Origin of the sequence: Citricoccus sp. GCM10030269 (assembly GCF_042665635.1) — a bacterium.
Classification (GTDB): Bacteria; Actinomycetota; Actinomycetes; order Actinomycetales; family Micrococcaceae; genus Citricoccus.
In genome coordinates, this window is the sequence record NZ_JBHTCV010000001.1 from 1 (window position 1) to 23,014 (window position 23,014).

The window sequence follows — 23,014 nt, forward strand, 5'->3', positions numbered from 1 at the left end:
GGCATTAACCATCCTGGTCCAGAGCCTGATCAACCCGATCACTGACTCCAAACAGGTTGACACACACCGTAAACCGCTCATAATGGGGCACTTTTGACCTCCAGTTGCACGCAACGGGGGTGGCTCCGGGGGGCGGCGAGGGTCAGGGACGGATGACCGCTGATCCAGTGGCTCGCTCCTCGATCTGGGCGACCACGGCGTCCGGCGTGGTGTACTCGCCGAGCCGATTGGGTTTTCCGGCGCCGTGATAGTCCGAGGACCCCGTGACGAACAGCCCGTGTTCCCGGGCCAGGTCCCACAGTGTCCGGCGGTCCTCCTCGGAATGGTCCCGGTGGTCTGCCTCCACGCCGGCCAGTCCGGCGTCAATCATCTCCCGGAACAGATCCACTCCGACGACGCGCCCACGTACCGAGGCCATGGGGTGGGCGAACACCGGCACGCCGCCGGCCTCGATCACCAACCGCACGGCCTCGACCGGGTCGGGCGCATAGTGGCCGACGTAGTACGGCGAGCGCGGAGTGAGAATGGAGCTGAAGGCCGCCGAACGGTCATCCACCACGCCGGCCGTGACCAGAGCATCGGCGATGTGCGGCCGGCCGATCGTGGCATTCGGGCTGGAGTGTTCCAGCACCATCTCCCACGTGATGGGGTAGTCGCCGGCGAGGCGCTCCACCATGCGCTGTGCCCGGCTCAACCGGGACTGCCGGGATCTCTCGATCTCCCCGTAGAGACCCGGAGCGTGCGGGTCATGCAGGTAGGACAACAGGTGCACGCTGATGCCCGTCTCCGAGAAGCAGGACACCTCCATGCCCGGGATGAACGAGATTCCAGAGGAGAGGGCCTGTTCGTGCGCCTCTTTCCACCCGGCGGTGGAGTCATGGTCGGTCAGCGCCAGCCCCGTGAGTCCCGCACTGGCCGCGGCACGCACGACGGCGGCGGGCGGCTCCGTGCCATCCGAGACATGTGAGTGCGTGTGCAAGTCGAACGGCATGTACCCCAGCCTAGCCAACGGCCGAACGAGTGCGATGATGGAAGCCATGAACGACGAAACGCCTGAAGTCCCGGAGCACGCCGACCAGCCCGCCCCTGCGGCCCAGCATGACGCTGAGTCCGCCACAGAATCCCCCGACGAGAGCCAGCCCGTCGAAGACCGGGTGAACAACCGCTCGCAACGGCCGACGTCGGCGGCCTTCAAGAGGTTCATGGGCTCCAGTTGGGCCCCGGCTGAGGCTCCTGAGGTCGGCCCGGACCCCTCGGCGCCCTTCGCTGCGGAACGCCGGGCGGCGCTGTCCTCCCGGTTCGAGGGTGAACGGGTGGTCATTCCGGCCGGGCCGATGAAGGTCCGATCCAATGACACGGACTACCGGTTCCGGGCGCACTCCGCCTTCGCCCACCTCACCGGGCTCGGCGTGGACCACGAACCCGACGCCGTCCTCGTGTTGGAACCCGTCGATCCGGGCGCCGGCGACCATGGTTCGAACCACGAGGCGACCCTGTACTTCCGCCCCATGGCCGGCCGCGATTCCGAGGAGTTCTACTCCAACGCCCGTACCGGCGAGTTCTGGGTCGGCCCTCGTCCTACCCTGGGCGAACTGCAGGCGCGGACGGGCATCCGCACCGCCGACCTCTCGGAGTTGGAGGTGGCGGTAACGAAGAACGCCGGCGCCGTGGAGATCGGCGGCGTCCGCATCCGGCTGCTGCGCGGCTCGGACCTCGACGTCGAGGCGCTGGTGGACACCTCCCGCATCAACACCGGTGTGGACCTGGAGACCTCGGACGGCCTGGACGCCGAGTTGACCGAGTTCCTCTCCGAGCTGCGTCTCGTCAAGGACAGCTGGGAGATCGAGGAACTGCGCGGGGCAGTGGCCTCCACCATCGACGGGTTCGAGGACATCGTCAGGGCTCTGCCGGCTGCCCGCGGACACCAGCGCGGCGAGCGCATCATCGAGGGAGCCTTCTTCTCACGGGCCCGGCTCGACGGCAACGATCTGGGGTATGACACGATCGCCGCAGCAGGCAACAACGCCACGGTCCTGCACTGGATCCGCAACAACGGTGAGGTCCGCGACGGAGATCTGGTTCTGGTTGATGCAGGCGTGGAAGCCGAGTCGCTCTACACCGCGGACATCACCCGGACACTGCCGGTCAATGGAACCTTCTCCGAGGTCCAACGCCGGATCTACCAGGCCGTCCTCGATGCAGCCGACACCGCCTTCGCGGCCGTCAAGCCGGGGCTCACGTTCCGTGATGTCCACGCCACGGCGATGCAGGTCCTCGTCGAGCACTTGGATCAATGGGGACTGTTGCCGGTCTCCATCGATGAGGCCCTTTCCCCCGAAGGGCAGCAGCACCGCCGCTGGATGCCCCATGGAACCAGCCACCACCTCGGCCTCGACGTGCACGATTGCGCCCAGGCCAAGCGCGAGCTGTACCTGGATGCGGAGATCGAACCGGGCATGGTGTTCACCATCGAGCCGGGTTTGTACTTCAAGAACGAGGATCTCGCCGTGCCGGAGGAATACCGGGGCATCGGCGTGCGCATCGAGGACGACATCTACGTCACGGAGGCGGGTGCCGAGAACCTCTCCGCTGCCTTGCCACGCCGGCCCGACGACGTCGAGGCCTGGATGGCGAAGCTGCTGGGCTAGTTCCGCTCCGGCCGTCAGCGCGGCGTGATCAGTCGCGCGGGCCAGCCTGACGGCCGGCGTCAGGGCCGGCGTCGGGCTCAGTCTCACTCGAGGTCGCCGAGGTGTCCTCGGGCTCCGCTGTGATGTCCCGGCGCCCATAGCGGGGACGTTCGTACTGGTCGGCCTGATTCTCGCTGTGGTCGTCCTTCTTGCCGTGGTCGTCGCTAGCCTCGTCGGCTGACTGAGCCGACTGACCGGGTTGACCCGGCTCCGCCGGTGTGTGACCGGAGACCGTGCCTTCGCGAGGACCGCCCTTGCCATAGGCCGGAGCGGCGAAGGACCCCGTGGCCGATGAGGCTGCAGCAGGCTGCGCTGAGTTCTCCCGAAGGATCCGCTCCTGTAGTGCTTTGGCCTCGTGCTCGGGCAACCGGATCCCGTACTGTGGACGCCCATCCGGCAGATCGGCGTAGGACGAGTCCTGCGGTGACGTCAGGACGGGATGTTGCTGTGTCGGCTGTTGTGTCGGCTGCGGCGCCGGCTGCTGTGCTTGCTCCGGGCGCTCCGGCTCCTCAGGTCGTGGAGCCGGCTGCTGCGTCTGCTGAACCGTCGGCGCTGAGCCAGCTGCCTTGCCCAACAACTGCTTGGCCTGGCGGGCGGACTCGAACTCACAGACCACATCGAAGTTGGTCGGCACGAGCTGTTGCACCGAGCTCACGCCGCGACCTTTGCGCATCGCGTGGCCGATCACCCCGAAGAGCACCCAGACCGCGACGCCGAGTCCCACGGTATAGAGCACTTGGAAGCCGCTGGCGTCCGGGTCGATCAAGCTCAACAGGATGCCGATCATCAGACCGAAGAACGCGCCCTGGACGGCCGAACGCAAGGCCACCGAGGGATAGGTCAGCCGATTGCGAATCCGTTCGACCGTGCGCAGGTCAGTGCCGACCACTGACACGGTCCGCACATCGAACTCCTGTTCGGCCAGCTGGTCCACGACGTTCCGCGCCTCTTTGTAGGTCGGGTAGGAACCCAGAACCTCGCCGCGGGGCAGCCCGCTGACCGAGGGATCGGAGGTGGCAGGACCGAAGAGCATGGACATGCATCCCATTGTGCCGTCCCCGGCCTGACCGGTCACCACGGCACCGGGCTTCTCCGCCACCGGCGTAAGGAATCCACCCCGTCAGGCCGACTAGTCTGGATGGGTGAGTGCGCCCAAGATCTTCGTCGCCCGATTGCTGGGCCTGGACGTGTTCGACCCCCTGGGTGACCGTCTGGGCCGGATGCGTGATGCCGTCGTCGCCGATCGAGGACCGGGATTGTCTCCCGTCGCCGTCGGGCTCGTCATTGAGGTGCCGGGAAAGAAGCGCGTCTTCGTGCCGATGACTCGCGTGACCTCGATGGGTGCCGGTCAGATCATCACCACGGGCCTGATCAACTTGCGCCGCTTCGAACGCCGCGGCGCGGAGATGATGGTCGCCGCGGACTTGTTCGACCGCCGCGTGACCCTCGCCGACGGCTCCGGACAGGCCGTCCTCGAGGATCTCGGCCTCGAGCAGCAGCGCAACGGCGACTGGCTGGTCAGCGATCTCTACGTGCGCCGTGAGGCCCGCCGCGGCGCCTTCGGCCGGGCCCGCGGGGACCACGTGCTGCTTAGCTGGAACGAGGCCCGCTGGGCGGCCCGTGAGGACCCGCAGGGCGCCTCCAGCTTCGTCGCGGCCCACGAAGACCTCAAGGCGGCCGACCTGGCCGACGTCCTGCACGAGATGACCACCAAGCGGCGCGTCGAGGTGGCCACCGAACTACAGGACGGTCGGCTGGCCGACGTGCTGCAGGAACTTCCCGACGACGACCAGGTCGAGATCATTTCCAACCTGGACATCGACCGCGCCGCGGACGTCCTGGGCGAGATGGACCCGGACGACGCGGCGGACCTGCTCCACGAGCTCTCCGATTCCCAACAGGAACTGCTCCTGGAACTGATGGAGCCGGAGGACGCCGACGACGTCCGGCGCCTGATGGAGTACGAGGAGAACACGGCCGGCTCCGTGATGACCACCGTTCCGGTCATCATGCCGCCGGAGGCGACCGTGGCCGAGGCCTTGGCCAACATTCGTCAGCAGGAGTTCACCCCGGCGCTGGCGTCGCTGGTCATCGTGGCCCGTCCTCCGCTGGAGACACCCACTGGTCGCTATCTCGGCGTCGTCCACTTCCAGCGCCTGCTGCGCTATCCCCCGCCGGAGCCCCTGGGAAATCTGCTCGACAAGAACCTGGAGCCCGTCTCCGACCTGACGCCCCTGCCTGCCGTCACCCGCGAGCTGGCGACCTACAACCTGACGTGTGTTCCCGTGGTGAACGAGCATCACCGGGTGGTCGGGGCCGTCACGGTGGACGATGTACTGGACCATCTGCTGCCGGAGGATTGGCGGAGCATGGACGATTCGGATGAGGAGGTGACGTGATGCCTGAGAAGAACATCGACCCGCCAGGACAGCGGCGGGCCGGACTGGACACGCCACTGGGTGCCCGCGGGCGCCGCTGGCCACGACTGACCCCTGATCCGGACGCCTTCGGCCAGGCCACGGAGGGCTTTGCCCGGTTCATGGGCACACCGCAGTTCATCCTGTGGATGACCGTCTTCTGTGCGCTCTGGCTCGGCTGGAACTCCTTCGCCCCGGAGCAATGGCGGTTCGACTCGGCCGCCATCGGCTTCACCGCCCTGACCTTGGTGCTGTCCCTGCAGGCCTCGTACGCCGCTCCCCTGTTGCTGTTGGCGCAGAATCGCCAGGACGACCGGGACAAAGTCTCCCTGCGCCAGGACCGGAACCGTGCTGAACGCAATCTCGCGGACACCGAATACCTCACCCGTGAGCTGGCCGGCCTGCGCATCGCCCTGCAGGACGTGGCCACTCGCGACTTCGTCCGCTCCGAGATGCGTGACGCCGTCGTCGAGATCACCCAGGAGCTCAAGGACGAACTGCGCGAACAGGTCCGGGCCGAGATCCTCGAGGAGATCGAACAGGATCCCGACGCCGGCCGGGCACCGAAGGCGTCCGGCACCGGCCCACGGAAGCCCAAGAAGAAGAAGAACCGGGTCAGCCGCGAGGTTCGTGAACGCATCGAGGGCGATGACGACAGTCCCCAGACCACCACGCTGGCCATCATCGCTGCCGAAGAGGCCACCCAACCGACCGGCTCGCCTTCCCCGGACGACTCTCCTTCGGAGGTCACCCCGCCCTCCGAAGACCACCCGACTTCTCAGGACACCTCCACCGAATGACCGATACCCCAGACCACTCCCCTGACCGCACGCCTGATCACACGCTCGACGAAACTCTGCCGCCACCCGAGCTGACCACCGACCTGGAACGGGCCGCCTGGGAACGGCTCGGAACAGTGCTGGACCCGGAGATCCGGCGCCCCGTCACCGAACTGGGCATGGTCGCCTCCATCACGGAAGACCCGGCGTCCGGGCACCTCACCATCGGCGTCCGGCTGACTATCGCCGGCTGTCCGATGCGGGACACCATCACCGACGACGTCACCCGCGCCCTCGAGGGACTGCCGGGCTGTTCCGGGGCCGAGGTGGTGATGGCCGTCATGACGGCCGAGCAGCGTGCCGCCTTGAAGGGCATGCTCACCGAGGGCCGGCCGGCGAACCAGTTCGGGGAAGGGACGCTGGCTCGCGTGTATGCGGTGGCCTCAGGCAAGGGCGGTGTCGGCAAATCCACGGTGACGGCCAATCTTGCCGCCGCGCTGGCTGAACGCGGGCTCGCCGTCGGGTTGATCGACGCTGATATCCACGGCTTCTCCATCCCCGGCCTCTTGGGCACCGCCGCACGACCCACCCGCGTGGACGAGATGATCCTGCCGCCGGTGGCCCATGGCGTGAAGGTCGTCTCGATCGGCATGTTCCTCGATGCCGACCGACCGGTGGCGTGGCGCGGCCCCATGCTGCACCGGGCGCTGGAGCAGTTCGTCACCGACGTCTATTGGGGAGACCTCGACGTACTCCTGGTCGACCTGCCTCCGGGCACCGGTGACATCGCCATCTCCGCCGCACAGCTGCTGCCGACCTCGGAGCTGCTGATCGTGACGACTCCTCAACAGGCGGCGGCACAGGTGGCGGCCCGGGCCGGCGAGCTGTCCGGGCAGACCGGTCAGCAGGTGGCCGGAGTCGTCGAGAACATGGCCGCCATGACCCTGCCGGATGGCACCGTGCTTGACCTCTTCGGGTCCGGGGGCGGACAGATCGTGGCCGATCGGCTCACCGAGCGGTTGGACTCGACCGTTCCGCTGCTGGGCTCGGTTCCCTTGGACCAGGAGTTGCGTCAGGACGGCGACGGCGGCACGCCGGTCGTGCTGGAGCATCCCGGCTCGGCAGCCGGTACCGAGCTACGGCGCATCGCTGAGTCCCTGGCCGTCCGGCCGAGGGGACTGTCCGGGCTCAAGCTGCCGGTCACGCCACGCGACTGACACTTGCGACGGGGGCGCGGCGGCTGACGGTGGCACGGTCGACTGCCTAGGTGGCGTCGACGTCGAAGGGGGTCGGGGCCACCTCGCCGGCGCCCGCCTCCGCGTGCTGGTCCCCACGGCTCCGGCGGGCGGTGCTGCCCTCGCTGTCTTCGGGGTCGGTGCTGGAGGAATCGGCGCTGGAGGACTCAGCAGCGGCGCCAGCGGCCGCCGCGGTGCCCACGGCCGTAGCAGTTCCGGCAGCAGGTCCCGCAGCGGCAGGAGGTCCCGCAGCGGCAGGAGGTCCTGCAGCGGCAGGAGGTCCTGCAGCGGCAGGAGGTCCTGCAGCGGCAGGAGGTCCTGCAGCGGCGCTCCTGCTACCGGTCGTGGAGCGACTGGAGGACTTGCCGAAGAACAGCGACCGTGGGTCCATGTCCTTGAGATCGTCCCGCAACTCATCGCGCTGGGACCGGACCGATTCCAGATCGCGACGCAGCGCCGCCCGCTCGGACGTGGAGGATGTCGGGGATACCCCACTCCTGGCGGCGTCGGCGGTATCGGTGTCAGCGGGAGCGGCATCGGTCGGGTTCGCCGTGCTCCGCGAACCGGAGTCGGCCTCGTCCGCGGGCTCGGCCAGGGCCTCTCTGATGATGCGGCGCGGATCGTACTGACGAGGGTCGTACTTCTTCCAGTCGATCTCGTCGAAGTCTGTGCCCGTCTCTTCCCGGAACTGGGTTTTGGCCCCTTCCGCCATCCGCTGCAGATTGCGGATCCACTCCGTGAGCTTGCGCGTGTACTCGGGGAGCTTCTCCGGACCGAGAATGAGCACGGCCAACAGAATCAGGATGATCAGCTCTGCGCCGTTGATGCCGAAGGTCACGAAACCTCAGCCTACCCGAGGGACCAGGGCCGGATTTCGGCGTAACGATCCGCGGTGATCGGTGCTCTTCATCGGGCGGCAGCCTCGGGTCCGCCCGTCCACGGGAGCAGCCGTTCGAAGCCACGGGCCAGTCGATCCGTCGCACTCTCGGGGGCGGTACCGGCCTGGACGCGGGAACGTTCCGAGACGACCACGACGGTCATGATGCGTGCGGCGCTCTCAGCCGGAAGATCCGAGTGCACGTGGTACGTGGCGTGCGCCGTCTGTGTGCTGGCCGTCCAGGAGCCGTCGTCGTGTTCTTGGATCGTCATCTCGACGCCCACCGGCAATTCCCGGGTTTCTCCGACCGCCGCCTCGTCCTGGCCCAGGGGGCAGTCCGGCGTCTTCGCTGCCTCGCCAGTCTGATCCGCCTCATCTGCCAGAGAACGGCACTCATGCAGGACGAGCGCAGACTCGTCATTGTGCAGCGACACCACGACTTCGCCGGCGCGCTCGCCCAGGTGCCATCCGGTGGACTGACTACGCATGCCGAGCCCGTGCAGCGTCGGGACATTCCACCCCAGCTGACGCAGGTCCGTGACCATCGACGGCGTCAGTTCGACCACGCCGGCCAGTGTGGTCTCCTCGGCTCCCCCGGTCGCTGTTCCTCCGGACGCTGCTGCCCCGGCGCCACCCTTCGTGATCGCCGAGGAGGAGCCGGAATCGCCGCTCGACGAGCCCACCGGAGCAGCGTCGGGGTTGGTCAGCGTCTCACGCGGAGCGCCGGTTCCTGTGTTGGCGCCCGAGTCAGGTCCCGACCCTCCAGTCGACGGTGAGACGACCGCCGACGAGGCCGGGCTGGAGGTGGGCATCAGAAACGCTTCCGCTCGGTCCGGGTCACTCATGGTGGCCGGGTCACCGGCGATCCAGGCGATGGAGATCGCTCCCAGGCTCAGCAGACCGAAGGCGCTCAGTCCGGCCGCGATTCTCCAGCTCGCCGATGCCTCACGGTCCTGGGTCGTCGATGTTCCGAGGTCCGCGGAGTCGGCTCTCGACTGACTCAGCGACGAGGCGGCCTGCAGGATGCGTTCACGCTGTTCGACTTCCCGGCGGCACTCGTCACAGCGCGCCAGATGGGCAGCAATCCGTTGGTGCACTACCGGGGGCAACACACCCTCGATATACGAGTCGAGCCGCGCACGGGGGTGAAAACCGGGGTGGAACACCGCCATCAGAGAGGTCCCTTCCCTCCGACGGGAGCGACGGAACCAGACGGTGCGACGAAGGGGGTGGTGCAGCTGGGGGTCATCACTGCAGTCGACTCCTTTCCGTATCCGTTCAGTCTGGTCCCTTTTTCTGTGAGGAGCCTGAGCATGAGAGCGTGTCGCCCTAGACTGGAGTGCCGGTCCGTCAAAGACCGGCCCGGATGTCCCGCTTCAATCCTCCTCTACCCTCTACCACCCTCTACCAACTTCTTCAGCCTCTTCACCCGAGAGAAACGAGTACGCCGCATGAAGGCCCTGAGCCCCCACCAGACGGACAAGCATGCCAGTTGGGCATTCGCCGAATCCCGTCCGGCCGAGGACGAGGTCCTCCTTCGGGCCCGCGAACGCTCGGCCGACCTGGGCATTGACCCCGTCTCCGAGGGCACCGCGGCTCTGCTGACGGTCCTGGCGGCGACGCGCTCTCCCGCCACCGTGGTGGAGATCGGCACCGGGGCCGGCGTCTCGGGCATTGCTGTGATGCGGGGGCTCTCTCATGATGCGATGCTCACGACCATCGACCCGGACGCCGAAGCCCTCCGGGCCGCCAGGGAGGGATTCGCCGAGGGCGGTTTTCCCGCCAACCGCACCCGGATGATCACCGGGCGGGCCCGCACCGTGGTGCCGCGACTGAACAGCAAATCCTACGATCTGGTTTTTCTGGACGCGGACAAGGCGTCCCTGGTGTTCCACGTCGAGCAGTCGGCGCGATTGCTCCGGCCGGGCGGACTGCTGGTGATCAATGATGCGCTCGACGGCGACCGTGTCCCCAAGCCGGCCGTGCGCGAGCCTTCCACGGTGGCCGCACGGGAAGCCGGCAAATTGCTGCGCGAGGACGAGATCTGGCACTCCGCACTGGTTCCGACCGGTTCCGGCGTGCTCCTGGCCGTACGGCGCTAGGCGTTCACCTAGCCCTGAGTGACCCCGACGAGACACTCCTTCAGGGAGTTCGCCTCTTCCTTGTTGAGTTCGAGAACCAGACGACCGCCGCCGTCGATCGGCACGCGCATGATCAGGCTTCGGCCCTCCTTGGTCACTTCCATGGGACCGTCGCCGGTTCGAGGCTTCATGGCTGCCATCTGTGTTCCCTTCTCAGTGCGGACACGACATTCATCGCGGGCCGCATGACGGTTCGTGCGGCCGGTACACCTGAAGCCGGTCGCGGAGCGCTTGACGTGGCTATTATTCCGGATTCGGGGCAGTGCTGCTAATCACACGGCATTTCACGCCGTGTCTGCCGCGCGTTCACGGAGCCGTTCGATCTCCGCATCACGCTCGGCCAAGGCCTCAGCGAGCCGGTCGAGCGCCTGGTCGACCTGGTCCATCCGGTAACCCCGCAGCGCGGGTGAGAACCGGAGACGTTCGAGATCTGAGGGATCGGGGTCTTCCGGCAGGAGCACCGGAGGAAGCGTGCGCACGGGCTCGGACAACGGCCGGGCGAATCCCGTCCGGCCGGTCAGCGCGAGGGCCAGGAGACCCACCACGACGACGGCCGCCACCAGCACCAGCACCACGGAGAGGTTCATAGCAGCATGCTAGTGGGCGGCTGACGCCGTTAACCCATGCGTCCAGCAGGAAACATCTGTGTAAAACGTTCGAGTCAGCGGCAGATTCGCCGGTCAGAATGTCAGCCGAAGAGCCACAGTGTCCTATAGTGTCGATTTATGACGCAGAGCACACCGGCGCCCACGGATCGCACCGAGACCGACGCCACCGATGGGCGAGCCCTCGTCGAGTTGGAGAACGTCAACAAGCACTTCGGCTCGTTCCAGGCTCTCAAGGACATCAACCTGACCATTCCGGTGGGCCAGGTCGCCATCGTCCTCGGGCCGTCCGGGTCCGGTAAGTCCACCCTGTGCCGGACCATCAACCGACTGGAGACCATCGACGACGGCGGCACCATTCGCATCGACGGCAAGCCGCTGCCGGCCGAGGGCAAGGGTCTCGCAACGCTGCGGGCCGACGTCGGGATGGTGTTTCAGTCCTTCAACCTGTTCGCCCACAAGTCCGTCCTGGAGAACGTGACGCTGGGCCCGATCAAGGTCAAGGGAGTCAAGAAGTCCCACGCCGAAGATGAGGCCATGACCCTGCTGGAACGGGTCGGTGTGGCCGAACAGGCCAAGAAGATGCCGGCTCAGCTCTCCGGCGGTCAGCAACAGCGCGTGGCCATCGCCCGTGCCCTGGCGATGAAGCCCAAGGTGATGCTCTTCGATGAGCCGACCTCGGCGCTGGACCCCGAGATGGTGCAGGAAGTCCTGGACGTCATGGCCCAACTGGCCCACGAGGGCATGACCATGGTTGTGGTCACCCACGAGATGGGATTCGCCCGCAGGGCCGGCAACCGGGTGATCTTCATGGACGGCGGGGCCGTCCTCGAGGACACCGACCCGGAAACGTTCTTCAACCATCCCGAACACCCCCGGGCCAAGGACTTCCTCGGGAAGATCCTGACCCACTGATCAACACCTCACTCGTCAACACCGCACCGTCAACACCGCACCGTCAACACCGCACCACCGTCATCAACTCTCACCACCGTCATCACCGTCTTTGGAGGAACCATGCGTAAGAAACTGTTTTCCGCTGCTGCGATCGCCGCGTCTGCCGCTCTCGTGCTGACCGGCTGTTCACCGTCGTCCACCGACGAGGGTGGCGAGTCCGGCGGCAGCGAGTCCGCGGGCGGCGGCGACTCGGTCCGCATCGGCATCAAGTTCGACCAGCCGGGCCTGGGCTTCCGCGAGGGCAGCGGCGACCCGACCGGCTTCGACGTCGACGTGGCCAAGTACGTGGCCGGCGAACTCGGCTACTCCGAAGACCAGATCGAATGGGTCCAGACCCCTTCGGCCAACCGCGAGAACGCTCTCGAGGGCGGTGAGGTGGACATGATCTTCGCCACCTACTCGATCACCGACGAGCGCAAGCAGCGCGTCGACTTCGCCGGGCCCTACTTCGTGGCCGGACAGGACCTGCTGGTCCGCGAGGACGAGTCCGAGATCACTGGCCCGGAGGATCTGGACGGCAAGAACCTGTGCTCCGTCACGGGTTCCACCTCCGCGCAGAACATCAAGGACGAGTACGCCGAAGGGGTGAACCTGGTCGAGCAGGGCGGCTACGCCGAATGCGTGACCTACCTCGAGTCCGGTCAGGTCGATGCCGTGACCACTGACGACATCATCCTCGCCGGCCTCGCCGCCACCCCGGAGAACTCCGGCAAGTTCAAGGTCGTCGGCAACCCGTTCTCCGAGGAGCGGTACGGCGTGGGCCTGCAGAACGGCTCGGAGGACTGCCAGGCCATCACCGACGCCATCACCAAGATGCGCGAAGACGGTGACCTGGAAGAGGCTCTGACCGCCAACACGGAGGGCACCGGCTACACCCCGAACGAGGAGCTGAACTCGGACATCGAGATGGAGTCCTGCGCATCCTGATGTTCACCAGAGAGGTAGCTCATGAACGGGTTCTTTGAACTCTTCGCCGACTATGACATCTTTGGCGCCTTCTGGATGAACATCCGGCTGACGGCCCTGGCCGCCGTCGGCTCCTTCGTCCTGGGGACGATCCTGGCGCTGTTCAGGATCTCCCCGGTCGGCTCGCTGCAGAACATCGGCGCGGCCTACGTCAATACGGTGCGCAACACCCCGTTGACGATCATCATGGTCCTCGGCGTCCTGGCGGTGTGGGGGCAGCTGAAGCTCGAGTTCTTCTCGGACTTCGATCTGAACTTCTTCACCTACGCCGTCATCTCGCTGACCCTCTATCACGCGTCCTTCGTGTGTGAGGCGATCCGCTCGGGCGTCAACACGGTGCCCCTCGGCCAGGCCGAGGCGGCCCGCGCCATCGGGTTGGGCTTCTTGCCGTCCGCGCGTCTGGTCGTGCTGCCACAGGCCCTGCGCGGTGCCATCACGCCCCTGGGCAACACCTTGATCGCGCTGACCAAGAACACCACGGTGGCCGCGGCAGCCTCCGTGGCGGAAGCCTCGGGCCTGATGAAATCCATGATCGAGACCAACCCGGACCTGATGATCTACATCTTCTTGACCATCGCGATCGGTTTCTGCGTCATCGTGATCCCCATGGGTCTGGTGACCACCTGGCTCTCCGACAAGCTGGCGGTGCAACGATGAGCGCACAAGTCTCCGTCCTGTTCGACGCTCCCGGTCCCCGGGCCAAACGGAACATTCTGGTCTCCAACGTGGTGGCCCTCGCGGCCGTCCTGGTGGTCGTCGTGTTGGTGCTGATGCAGCTGGGCCAGCGGGGTCAGTTGGCTCCGGAGATGTGGATCAGCGCCCTCGACGGCAACGCGTGGTCGAACTACTACCTGCCGGGGCTCCAGTTCACGCTGCAGTCCTCCGGGATCGCCGTGGTGACCGCGCTGATCTTCGGGTTGGTGTTCGGCTTCCTCCGTTTGGCGCCATTCGGGCCGATCCGGTGGCTGGCCGGAATCATCGTGGAGTTCTTCCGCGCGGTGCCGGTCCTGGTGATGATGTTCTTCCTGTACTTCTTCTTCGCCAGGGTCGTGGCTCCGGCCGGACTGATCGCCTCCGCGGACGCCGCCTACTACGGCGTCATCGTCGGGCTGACGGTCTACAACGGCGCGGTGATCGCCGAGCTCGTGCGCTCCGGTGTCCGCTCGCTGCCGCACGGCCAGCGGGAGGCCGCGGCCGCCGTCGGGATGACCAACAACCAGTCCCTGCGGCTGGTGGAGATCCCCCAGGCCCTGACGGCCATGCTGCCCTCCCTGCTGAGCCAGTTCGTGGTCATCCTCAAGGACTCGGCCCTGGGGTATCTGATCGGCTTCTACGAGCTGCTGCAGTACTCCCGTCAGCTCGGTTCGGGCTACTCGAACATGCTGCAGACGCTGGTGGTGGCGGCGCTGATCTTCATCGTCATCAACATGATCCTGACCTGGCTGGCCACCCGGTTGGCCGGCCGGCTGACCTCGAGGACCGGCATCGTCACGACGGCGGAGGCGCCCGCCGTGGCGACCACACTCCCCGCCAAGTAGCCGTCAGGTCTCAGGCGTCAGCCATCTGGTCTCAGGCCTCCGGCAGCAGCCAGCGCCGCAACGCGGCCAGGCACCGACGGATCGCTCCGGCGGTGACGTGCTCGTCGTCCGTGTGGGCCAGCAGGGCGTCGCCCGGGCCGAAGTTCACGGCGGGCACGCCCAGCTCGGAGAATCGGGCGACGTCGGTCCAGCCGTACTTCGGCAGCGGGGTGCCCCCGACGGCGGAGACGAACGCGGCGGCGGCCGGGTGGTCGAGGCCGGGACGGGCCGCCGGTGAGGCGTCCGTGATCTCCACCGCCTCCGCAGAGATTCCGACGGCGGCCAGGATCCCGAGCACATGGGCGTGGGCCTGCTCCAGGGTCTTGTCCGGTGCGAAGCGGTAGTTGATCTCCACAGCGCAGGCGTCAGGGATGACGTTGCCGGCGGTTCCGCCGTGAATCCGCACGGCATGGAGCCCCTCTCGGTACTCGAGTCCCTCCACCGTCACGGTGGCCGGCTCGTAGTCGGCCAGAGCCGAGAGCAGCGGGGCGGCGGCGTGAATGGCATTGGACCCCTTCCACGCCCGGCCTGAGTGCGCGGCCACGCCTGGCACCGTCATCAGGTACCGCGTGGTCCCGTTGCATCCGCCCTCCACGACGCCATTGGTGGGCTCCAGCAGCACCGCGAAGTCGGCCTCGAGCAGTTCGGGCGCCTGCCGGACGACCCGGCCCAGTCCGGACAGCTCGGAACCGACCTCCTCGTGGTCGTAGAACACCCAGGTGATGTCGCGCTCCGGTGCGGGGCCGTCGTCGTGCCCGAGCAGTCCCGCCAGCGCCAGTTGGACCGCCACGCCGGACTTCATGTCCGTCGCGCCGCGGCCGAAGAGGACGTCCTCGTCCGCCGGAGTGGGACCAGACTCAGTCTCTTCCTCTCGCCCGCTCTCTCGCCCGTTCTCTTGCCCGACGCCGGGCTGGCGCTCCCAGCTCGAGGGCACCGTTCCGCGGGAGCCGGGGGTGGTGGGCAGCGGAACGGTGTCCAGATGCCCGGCCAGCACCACCCGGGTCGAGCGGCCCATCGCGGTTCGCGCCACGATCGCGTCCCCGAAGCGGTGGACCGTCAACCGCGGCAGGCTCCGGAGGGCGGCTTCGACGGCGTCGGCCAAGGCGGTCTCGTGATCGGAGACGGAGTGGATGTCCAGCAGCGCAGCCGTCAGCATCGCCACATCTGTGTCCAGGGGTGGAAGAGCAGGAGACGAGGCTGGCGGGTTTTCGGCCGAGACAGGGGTGTTCATGCCCGTCAGTCTAGGTTTGAGTGAACGCTGCTGCCGGTAGGATGTCAGCATGACTTCCACGCCTTCGCGGCCGGATTCCGGCCGGTCCTCCGACTCGCCCGCTGACTCGTCCAATCTGCCGTCGGACCTGCCGTCGGACCTGCCGTCGGGCGCTCGTATCGCCTCGGGCACCGGGTTGGCCACCGTGACGAGCGACGGCACGATCCTCGACGTCTGGTACCCGGCACCGGCGCTGGGCCCTTTGGCGACCGGCGCAGCCTCGGACCACACTGAGGCCGACCTGGAGAGCGCCTTGGCCGCCGTCGCCGTCCGGGACGCTGACCGAGGCACGGCGCAGCAAGTGGTCTCCCCCGAGATCGATCTGGACGCCGCACCGGCCGACGCCCTGGATGTGTGGTTGCGGCTGCACCTGCTCTCCCACCGACTGGTGAAGCCGAACACGATCAATATGGACGGCATCTTCGGTTTCCTGGCCAACGTCGTCTGGACGAACTTCGGTCCGTGCGCCGCGGCCGGTTTCGAGGCCACCCGGCTGAAGCTGCGCGCCCGCGGACCGGTTCAGGTCTACGGTCTGGACAAGTTCCCGCGGATGACCGACTACGTGATCCCGTCCGGTGTGCGCATCGGCGACGCCGACCGCGTCCGGCTCGGCGCGCACCTCGCCGACGGCACCACGGTCATGCACGAGGGCTTCGTCAACTTCAACGCGGGCACCCTGGGCGCCTCCATGGTCGAAGGCCGCATCTCGGCCGGCGTCGTGGTCGCCAACGGCTCGGATGTGGGCGGTGGCGCCTCGATCATGGGCACCCTGTCCGGGGGCGGAACCGAGAGGATCTCCATCGGTGAGCGAGTGCTGCTCGGCGCCAACTCCGGAGTGGGCATCTCGATCGGCGACGATTCCGTGGTGGAGGCCGGTCTGTACATCACCGCGGGCACCCGGGTGACGGTCCGTCAGGACAACGGGGAACAGACACAGGTGAAGGCCCTGGATCTGTCCGGTGTGCCGAACTTGCTGTTCCGCCGGGACTCGTCCACCGGTCAGGTGCAGGCGCTGCCGCGGGCCGGTCAGACCGTGACCCTCAATGACGCTCTGCACGCCAACTGACCGCGCTCACTGACCTGCGACCGCGTCGTCAGCCGAAACACCGATGAGTTCTCGTTCTCGCCGTCGCTGGCGCGCCCTGGGGGTTCTGGCCGTCTGCACCGGGTTGGTGGCCGGCGGCTCCTGGGCCGCGTGGCGGTTCATCGACACCTCGGAAGTGCTCGTGCGCGAGCGCTGCACCGCGATCGTCGGCACTGACTCCTTCGACCTGTCCCCGGAACAAGCCGCGAATGCCGCCCTGATCTCAGCAGTCTCCATGGAGCGAGGATTGCCCGCACGGGCCGCCTCGATCGGGATCGCCACCGCCATCCAGGAGTCCAAGCTGCGCAACATCGACTACGGGGACGACGCCGGCCCGGACTCGCGAGGATTGTTCCAGCAGCGGCCCTCTCAGGGCTGGGGTTCAGAGGAACAGGTCATGGACCCGGTCTACGCCGCGAACCGGTTCTTCCACGAGCTCGAGCAGTTGGCGCCCGACTTCCAGGATCTGGACGTGACGGTGGCCGCCCAGATCGTGCAGCGTTCCGCCTACCCCGACGCCTACGCGGATCATGAGCCGGAGGCCCGCGCCTACGCCTCGGCCCTGACCGGGCATTCCCCCGCGGCGCTGAACTGTGTGCTGAAGGCGCCCGACGAGAGCGGTGATCCAGCGGCTATGCTCGAGGCGCTGCAGGCCCAGTGGCCCTCCACGCAGTCGTCCGCTCAGGCCCCGCTGAGCCGGGCAGCATCGGCTGAGGGCGGCCGCACCGTGGCGATCCCCGCCACGGGACAACGCGGTTGGGCGCTGGTGCAGTGGGTCGTGGCCAACGCCGATCAGTTCGGCGTCACCGCGGCGTCCTTCGGCGGCCAGCGCTGGATCCGAGCCGACCACGGCTGGGCGACGGCCACCGGCGCCGATGGTGCGGTGACCATCACCTTCGCGGGGTGATCAGCCGCCAGTGTGATCAGCTGGAGCGGTGATCAGTGGCCAGTGTGATCAGCTGGTGGGGTAATCGCGCCGGTCGTGGCCGGTGTAGATCTGGCGCGGACGGCCGATCTTGATGGAGGGATCCGCCATCAACTCGCGCCACTGGGCGATCCAGCCGGGAAGGCGACCGAGGGCGAACAGCGGGGTGAACATCTTCTCCGGGAACCCCATGGCCTTGTAGATCAGCCCGGTGTAGAAGTCCACGTTCGGGTACAGCTTGCGCTCGATGAAGTAGTCGTCGGCGAGGGCCTTCTCCTCGAGTCGCAGGGCGATCTCGAGCAGTTCGTCATTGCCGCCGAGCTTGCCCAGGATCTCGTGGGCGGTCTTCTTCACGATCGTGGCTCGTGGGTCGTAGTTCTTGTAGACGCGGTGACCGAAGCCCATGAGCTTCACGCCGTCTTCCTTGTTCTTGACCTTCTCCATGTAGTCCTCGGGGGCGGTGCCCTCGGCCTGGATGCCGCGCAGCATGTTGAGCACGGCCTCGTTCGCACCGCCGTGCAGCGGACCGTACAGGGCATTGATGCCGGCGGAGATGGAGGCGAACATGTTGGCCTGGGAGGAGCCAACCAGGCGCACGGTGGAGGTGGAGCAGTTCTGCTCGTGGTCGGCGTGCAGCACCAAGAGCAGGTCCAGGGCCTTGGCCATGTCCGGATCGAGCTCGTACGGCTCGGCGGGGACGCCGAAGCACTGCCGCAGGAAGTTCTCCACGAGGTTCAGGGAGTTGTCCGGGTACAGCATCGGCTGACCGATGGACTTCTTGAAGGCGTAGGAGGCGATGACCGGCAGCTTGGCCATCAGGCGGATGGTCGAGATGTGGACCTGTTCCTCATCGAACGGGTCCAGGGAGTCCGCGTAGAAGGTGGAGAGGGCGGAGACAGCCGAGGACAGCACCGGCATCGGGTGGGCGTCCCGCGGGAAACCGGAGAAGAAGCCCTTGAGGTCCTCGTGCAGCATCGTGTGGTGACGGATCTCGTCATCCCAGGTGCCCAGCTGATCCCCGGTGGGCAGTTCCCCATAGATCAGCAGGTAGGCGACCTCGAGGAACGAGGAGTGTTCGGCCAACTGGTCGATCGGATAGCCGCGATAGCGCAGCACGCCTTCCTCACCGTCGATGTAGGTGATGGCCGACTTGGTGTTGGCCGTGTTCATGAAGCCCGGGTCATAGGTGACCAGACCTGTGTTCTTCAGCAACGGTCCAATGTTCAGCCCGTCGTTGCCGATCGTGGCCTGTTCGCGGGCCAGCTCGACGTTCGTGCCGTCAACGGACAGCTGAGCTGAAGTGTTCTCGGCCATGGGTGCTCCCTCATGAGTTGATCAATGTGCCGACCACGGCGCACGGTGGTGCTGCCAGTGATGCAATCCACGCCAACGCTATCAAGAGCCGGACCCTGGCATGGAATCGGTGACGCCGTTAACGCCCGTACTGCGATGTCACCGCCAGGTTCGCAGGCGGTCGGCGGCCCGGGAGACCGCCTCGTCGCTGGCCGTGATGGCCACCCGGACATAGCCGTTGCCCGCGGCGCCGTAAAAGGTTCCCGGCCCAGTCAGAATGCCCAGGTCCGCCAACTCGCCGATCAGCTCCCAGCTGTCCTCAGCTGTGGCCGGTGCGTCGCTCCCGGGACGGCGGCCGTCCCGGATCCACAGGTACAGGCCGGCCTCGGAGTGGTCGACGACCAGCCCCGCGGCCTCCAGGGCGTCCTTGAGCAGGGCACGACGGACGCGATACCGCGCCTTCTGCGCTCGCACGTGGGCGTCATCGTTCAGCGCCACGGTCATGGCCGCTTGGACCGGCATCGGCACGATCATGCCCGCATGCTTGCGCGTGTTCACCAGGGTGGCCGTCAACGCCGCGTCGCCCGCCACGAAGGCCGCACGGTAGCCGGCCAGGTTGGACTGCTTCGACAGGGAGTACACGCTGAGCAGGTTGGTGTGGTCGCCGTCGCTGACCTCCGGTGACAACAGGCAGGGGGTCCCGTACTCGGAGTCGTCCCACTGCTCCCACCCCAGCTCGGCGTAGCATTCGTCTCCGGCCACCACGGCCCCCAGCTCGCGAGCGTGCCCGACGACGGCGCGCAGTTGCGCCGCCGAGGTCACCTCGCCGGTGGGGTTGGCCGGGGAATTGAGCCAGACGAGTTTCACCCGGGAACGGGTCTCGGCATCCAGCTCGTCGAGCGAGTCCGCAGCAACCGCGGTGGCCCCCACGAGCAACGCACCGATGTCATAGGTCGGGTAGGCCACGGAGGGCCGCACGATGACATCGCCGGGCCCCAGTCCGAGCAGGAGGGGCAGCCAGGCGATGAACTCCTTCGAGCCCACCGTGGGGAAGATGGTGGCCGGATCAAGTCCCGGCACTCCGCGGCGGCGCTCGAACCACGCGGCAATGGCCTGGCGCAGGGCGAGCGTTCCCTGCGTGGTCGGATAACCGTGGGCATTGGCCGCGGCGGCCAATGCTTCTTGGATCAGCGCGGGGGTGTCATCCACGGGCGTGCCGATCGACAGATCGGCGATCCCCTCGGGATGGGCCTCGGCGGTCCGGCGATAGGGCGTCAGGGACTCCCAGGGGTATTCGGGCAGGGTCAGCACAGTGTCTCGTCGTCCGGTCCGGGCGTCAGAGGTTCTCGGGCTGAGGCTGCGGCGGCAACGCCGAGATCACGGGGTGGTCCTTGTTGATCAGCCCCATCTTCGCGGCGCCGCCCGGAGACCCGATGTCATCGAAGAACTCGACATTGGCCTTGTAGTAGTCAGCCCACTCGTCCGGGACGTCGTCCTCGTAGTAGATCGCCTCGACCGGACACACTGGCTCACACGCACCACAGTCGACGCATTCATCCGGGTGGATGTACAGAGAGCGTTCGCCCTCGTAGATGCAGTCGACCGGGCATTCCTCGATGCAGGCCTTGTCCTTGAGGTCTACACACGGCAGGGCGATGACGTACGTCACGTGAGACCGTCCACCTTCCAGCGGGTCGGATATGGAGCCCGGACGCGTCCGGGCACGGAGAGCTTCGTGGCCATTCTAGTCCCGTCCAGCCGTGGTCACGGTGCTCAGTCGGTGTGACGTCAGCATCGTCACCACCGCCACCACGGGGATTCCCCAGGCCCACACGGCTCCGGCGATGGCTGCTCCGGGCACTGCCTCCAGGGTGTACTCGTTGAGGGCCACCGAGAAGGATTCCATGCCGGTCAGATTGCCGAGCGCCAGCGCCGTCGTGAACGCCGCGATCGCCAGGACTCCCCCGGTCCAGGCGAGCGAGGACCTCAGGCTCCACCACAGCTGCGCCGATCCGACCAGCAGCAATGCCAGCACCGAGCCCCACGGCAGCACCACGGGCCCCACCCACACCACGTGCAGGTGGAGCACCGTGCCCAGGATCCCGACGGCGGCCCCCAACAGCACGGAGATCACCACCGGCGCCCAGCGGCGTCGTCCGCGAACCGGCGGCGCCGCTGACTCGGCGCCTCGCGCGGCCTCGGGCGTGGACGCCCGAGGAGCGTCAGGAACGGGCACGAGCGCGGGCGGCCTTCGAGCGTTCGTTGCTGTCCAGGATGACCTTGCGGATGCGGATGTCCTCGGGCGTGATCTCCACGCACTCGTCCTCGCGGGCGAACTCGAGAGATTCCTCCAGCGTCAGCTTCTTCGGCGGCGTCAGGCCTTCGAAGGAGTCGGAGGACGAGGCTCGCATGTTCGTGAGCTTCTTCTCCTTGGTGATGTTGACGTCCATGTCATCGGCGCGGGAGTTCTCGCCGACGATCATGCCCTCGTACACCTCGGAGCCCGGCTGGATGAAGAAGGTGCCACGCTCCTGCAGGTTGATCATGGCGAACGGAGTGGCCGTGCCGGCACGGTCCGAGACCAGCGAGCCGTTGGTGCGGTATTCAATGGGACCGGCCCACGGCTCGAAGCCGTTGGCGTAGGAGGAGGCGATACCGGCGCCACGGGTGTCCGTGAGGAACTGGGTGCGGAAGCCGATCAGCCCACGGGCCGGGACGTTGAACTCCATGCGGATCCAGCCGGTGCCGTGGTTCTTCATCTCGGTCATGCGGCCCTTGCGGGCGGCCATCAACTGGGTGATGGCGCCCATGAACTCGTCCGGACTGTCGATGGTCATCAGTTCCATCGGCTCGTGGACCTTGCCGTCCACCATCTTGGTGACGACCTGGGGCTTGCCCACGGTCAGTTCGAAACCCTCGCGGCGCATCTGCTCCACCAGGATGGCCAGGGCCAGTTCGCCACGGCCCTGGACCTCCCAGGAGTCAGGGCGCTCGGTCGGCAGAACCTTGAGGGAGACGTTGCCGATGAGCTCGGCATCGAGGCGGTCCTTGACCTGCCGCGCGGTGACCTTGGCGTTCTTGACCCGGCCGGCCAGCGGCGAGGTGTTGATGCCGATGGTCATGGAGATCGCCGGAGCGTCCACGGTGATCAACGGCAACGGCTTCGGGTTCTCGGCATCGGTGAGCGTCTCACCGATCATGATGTCCTCGATGCCGGCCACGGCCACGATCTCGCCGGGCCCGGCCTGCTCGATCGGCTGGCGGGACAGACCCTTGGTGCCGAGCAGCTCGGTGATCTTGACGTTCTTCAGCTGTCCGTCCTGACGAGCCCAGGCCACCTGCTGGCCCTTCTTCAGCGTGCCGTTGAAGATGCGCAACAAGGCCAGCCTGCCCAGGAACGGCGAGGCGTCCAGGTTGGTGACGTGCGCCTGCAGGACTTCACCCTCGGTGTACGTCGGGGGCGGGGTGTGCTCCAGAATCGTGGAGAACAACGGCTCGAGGTCCTCGCTGTCCGGCAAACCGCCGTCGGCGGGCTGTTCCAGGGACGCTTTGCCGGCCTTCCCGGAGGCGTAGACGACCGGCAGGTTCAGCACCGAGTCCAGATCCAGGTCGTCGACCTCTTCGGACAGGTCGGAGGCCAGGCCCAGCAACAGATCCATGGTGTCCGAGACGACCCCCTCGATGCGGGCGTCCGGGCGGTCGGTCTTGTTGACCACGAGGATGACGGGCAGCTTGGCCGCCAAGGCCTTGCGGAGCACGAACCGGGTCTGGGGCAGGGGGCCCTCGGAGGCGTCCACGAGGAGCACGACGCCGTCGACCATGGACAGCCCGCGCTCGACCTCGCCACCGAAGTCGGCGTGGCCGGGGGTGTCGATGACGTTGAGGGTCACGGTCTCACCGTTGGCCGAGGGACCGGAGTAGAACACCGTGGTGTTCTTGGCCAGGATGGTGATGCCCTTCTCGCGCTCCAGGTCTCCGGAGTCCATCACCCGGTCCGCCACGTCACCGTGGCTGGAGAAGGCACCCGTCTGGCGCAGCATCGCGTCCACCAAGGTGGTCTTGCCGTGGTCAACGTGGGCCACGATGGCGACATTGCGGAGATCGGTGCGCTGGGTGAGGGTTTCAGTCATAGGGGGACCTGTTCGTCGGATGGTGTCAGGGGCGGAGGTGAAGTTCGGCGGGCGCCCTGAAGCTCGGTGTC

General features: G+C 67.1%; 23 protein-coding genes. 11 read left to right on the forward strand and 12 right to left on the reverse strand.

Annotated features, from left to right (window positions below; genetic code table 11):
• Window positions 1-142: 142 nt before the first annotated feature.
• Window positions 143-991, reverse strand: coding sequence for a PHP domain-containing protein (locus tag ACFQQD_RS00005; protein ID WP_378084903.1), 849 nt, complete (start codon window positions 989-991; stop codon window positions 143-145).
• 46 nt (window positions 992-1,037) lie between these two features.
• Here ACFQQD_RS00005 and ACFQQD_RS00010 point away from each other — a divergent pair, with 46 nt between their 5' ends.
• Window positions 1,038-2,648 carry an aminopeptidase P family protein gene (locus ACFQQD_RS00010; RefSeq protein WP_378084904.1) on the forward strand — a complete coding sequence of 537 codons (1,611 nt, stop codon included), beginning with the start codon at window positions 1,038-1,040 and terminating at the stop codon, window positions 2,646-2,648.
• Between the two features lie 28 nt (window positions 2,649-2,676).
• Here the strand turns inward: ACFQQD_RS00010 and ACFQQD_RS00015 are convergent, their stop codons facing one another.
• Complete coding sequence (locus tag ACFQQD_RS00015; RefSeq protein ID WP_378084906.1) at window positions 2,677-3,786, reverse strand: general stress protein; 1,110 nt, start codon at window positions 3,784-3,786, stop codon at window positions 2,677-2,679.
• Window positions 3,787-3,829: 43 nt separating this feature from the next.
• Here ACFQQD_RS00015 and ACFQQD_RS00020 point away from each other — a divergent pair, with 43 nt between their 5' ends.
• From ACFQQD_RS00020 to ACFQQD_RS00030, 3 genes are read left to right on the forward strand one after another with little or no spacing between them, the layout of a single operon-like run.
• Window positions 3,830-5,086 carry a magnesium transporter MgtE N-terminal domain-containing protein gene (locus ACFQQD_RS00020; protein ID WP_378084908.1) on the forward strand — a complete coding sequence of 419 codons (1,257 nt, stop codon included), beginning with the start codon at window positions 3,830-3,832 and terminating at the stop codon, window positions 5,084-5,086.
• On the forward strand, window positions 5,086-5,904 hold the full coding sequence (locus ACFQQD_RS00025) for a DUF1003 domain-containing protein (protein ID WP_378084910.1): 819 nt from the start codon (window positions 5,086-5,088) through the stop codon (window positions 5,902-5,904). The genes ACFQQD_RS00020 and ACFQQD_RS00025 overlap by 1 nt, the downstream gene beginning before the upstream one ends.
• Complete coding sequence (locus ACFQQD_RS00030; protein WP_378084912.1) at window positions 5,901-7,100, forward strand: Mrp/NBP35 family ATP-binding protein; 1,200 nt, start codon at window positions 5,901-5,903, stop codon at window positions 7,098-7,100. The genes ACFQQD_RS00025 and ACFQQD_RS00030 overlap by 4 nt, the downstream gene beginning before the upstream one ends.
• A gap of 46 nt (window positions 7,101-7,146) precedes the next feature.
• Here ACFQQD_RS00030 and ACFQQD_RS00035 read toward each other — a convergent pair whose 3' ends face one another.
• Window positions 7,147-7,956, reverse strand: coding sequence for a twin-arginine translocase TatA/TatE family subunit (locus tag ACFQQD_RS00035; protein ID WP_378084914.1), 810 nt, complete (start codon window positions 7,954-7,956; stop codon window positions 7,147-7,149).
• A gap of 68 nt (window positions 7,957-8,024) precedes the next feature.
• The gene (locus tag ACFQQD_RS00040; RefSeq protein WP_378084916.1) at window positions 8,025-9,167 is read right to left on the reverse strand and encodes an anti-sigma factor family protein; all 1,143 of its coding nucleotides are present in this window, start codon (window positions 9,165-9,167) and stop codon (window positions 8,025-8,027) included.
• 279 nt (window positions 9,168-9,446) lie between these two features.
• Here ACFQQD_RS00040 and ACFQQD_RS00045 point away from each other — a divergent pair, with 279 nt between their 5' ends.
• On the forward strand, window positions 9,447-10,097 hold the full coding sequence (locus ACFQQD_RS00045; RefSeq protein ID WP_378084918.1) for an O-methyltransferase: 651 nt from the start codon (window positions 9,447-9,449) through the stop codon (window positions 10,095-10,097).
• Between the two features lie 8 nt (window positions 10,098-10,105).
• Here ACFQQD_RS00045 and ACFQQD_RS00050 read toward each other — a convergent pair whose 3' ends face one another.
• Both ACFQQD_RS00050 and ACFQQD_RS00055 read right to left on the reverse strand, forming a co-directional pair.
• A complete protein-coding gene (locus ACFQQD_RS00050; RefSeq protein ID WP_378084920.1) occupies window positions 10,106-10,276 on the reverse strand; it encodes a DUF3117 domain-containing protein in 171 nt (56 codons plus the stop codon).
• Between the two features lie 144 nt (window positions 10,277-10,420).
• Window positions 10,421-10,723, reverse strand: coding sequence for a DivIVA domain-containing protein (locus tag ACFQQD_RS00055; protein WP_378084922.1), 303 nt, complete (start codon window positions 10,721-10,723; stop codon window positions 10,421-10,423).
• A 138-nt stretch (window positions 10,724-10,861) separates the two neighbouring features.
• On the opposite strand from ACFQQD_RS00055, the gene ACFQQD_RS00060 reads away from it, so the two are divergent.
• The 4 genes from ACFQQD_RS00060 (at window position 10,862) to ACFQQD_RS00075 (ending at window position 14,202) form a co-directional block, all read left to right on the forward strand.
• Window positions 10,862-11,656, forward strand: coding sequence for an amino acid ABC transporter ATP-binding protein (locus ACFQQD_RS00060; protein WP_378084924.1), 795 nt, complete (start codon window positions 10,862-10,864; stop codon window positions 11,654-11,656).
• Window positions 11,657-11,758: 102 nt separating this feature from the next.
• The gene (locus tag ACFQQD_RS00065) at window positions 11,759-12,625 is read left to right on the forward strand and encodes a glutamate ABC transporter substrate-binding protein (protein WP_378084926.1); all 867 of its coding nucleotides are present in this window, start codon (window positions 11,759-11,761) and stop codon (window positions 12,623-12,625) included.
• Between the two features lie 21 nt (window positions 12,626-12,646).
• Complete coding sequence (locus tag ACFQQD_RS00070) at window positions 12,647-13,321, forward strand: amino acid ABC transporter permease (protein ID WP_378084928.1); 675 nt, start codon at window positions 12,647-12,649, stop codon at window positions 13,319-13,321.
• Window positions 13,318-14,202 (forward strand): amino acid ABC transporter permease, encoded by an 885-nt coding sequence (locus ACFQQD_RS00075; RefSeq protein WP_378084930.1) that lies wholly within the window; start codon window positions 13,318-13,320, stop codon window positions 14,200-14,202. The genes ACFQQD_RS00070 and ACFQQD_RS00075 overlap by 4 nt, the downstream gene beginning before the upstream one ends.
• Window positions 14,203-14,233: 31 nt before the next feature.
• On the opposite strand, the gene dapE is transcribed toward ACFQQD_RS00075, so the two are convergent.
• Window positions 14,234-15,472, reverse strand: a complete 1,239-nt coding sequence (gene dapE, locus ACFQQD_RS00080) for a succinyl-diaminopimelate desuccinylase (RefSeq protein ID WP_378084932.1) — start codon at window positions 15,470-15,472, stop codon at window positions 14,234-14,236.
• 49 nt (window positions 15,473-15,521) lie between these two features.
• Here dapE and dapD point away from each other — a divergent pair, with 49 nt between their 5' ends.
• Window positions 15,522-16,577, forward strand: a complete 1,056-nt coding sequence (gene dapD / locus ACFQQD_RS00085) for a 2,3,4,5-tetrahydropyridine-2,6-dicarboxylate N-succinyltransferase (RefSeq protein WP_378084934.1) — start codon at window positions 15,522-15,524, stop codon at window positions 16,575-16,577.
• A 43-nt stretch (window positions 16,578-16,620) separates the two neighbouring features.
• Window positions 16,621-17,502, forward strand: a complete 882-nt coding sequence (locus tag ACFQQD_RS00090; protein ID WP_378084936.1) for a hypothetical protein — start codon at window positions 16,621-16,623, stop codon at window positions 17,500-17,502.
• A 48-nt stretch (window positions 17,503-17,550) separates the two neighbouring features.
• On the opposite strand, the gene ACFQQD_RS00095 is transcribed toward ACFQQD_RS00090, so the two are convergent.
• From ACFQQD_RS00095 to typA, 5 genes are all read right to left on the reverse strand, one after another.
• Window positions 17,551-18,834 carry a citrate synthase gene (locus ACFQQD_RS00095; protein ID WP_378084938.1) on the reverse strand — a complete coding sequence of 428 codons (1,284 nt, stop codon included), beginning with the start codon at window positions 18,832-18,834 and terminating at the stop codon, window positions 17,551-17,553.
• A 138-nt stretch (window positions 18,835-18,972) separates the two neighbouring features.
• Window positions 18,973-20,124 (reverse strand): succinyldiaminopimelate transaminase, encoded by a 1,152-nt coding sequence (dapC, locus tag ACFQQD_RS00100; RefSeq protein ID WP_378084940.1) that lies wholly within the window; start codon window positions 20,122-20,124, stop codon window positions 18,973-18,975.
• 25 nt (window positions 20,125-20,149) lie between these two features.
• Window positions 20,150-20,482 (reverse strand): ferredoxin, encoded by a 333-nt coding sequence (gene fdxA, locus ACFQQD_RS00105; RefSeq protein ID WP_378084942.1) that lies wholly within the window; start codon window positions 20,480-20,482, stop codon window positions 20,150-20,152.
• A gap of 75 nt (window positions 20,483-20,557) precedes the next feature.
• Window positions 20,558-21,049, reverse strand: coding sequence for a hypothetical protein (locus tag ACFQQD_RS00110; protein ID WP_378084944.1), 492 nt, complete (start codon window positions 21,047-21,049; stop codon window positions 20,558-20,560).
• Window positions 21,036-22,943 (reverse strand): translational GTPase TypA, encoded by a 1,908-nt coding sequence (typA, locus tag ACFQQD_RS00115; protein WP_378084946.1) that lies wholly within the window; start codon window positions 22,941-22,943, stop codon window positions 21,036-21,038. Before typA ends, ACFQQD_RS00110 begins: the two co-directional genes overlap by 14 nt.
• Window positions 22,944-23,014 lie beyond the last annotated feature (71 nt).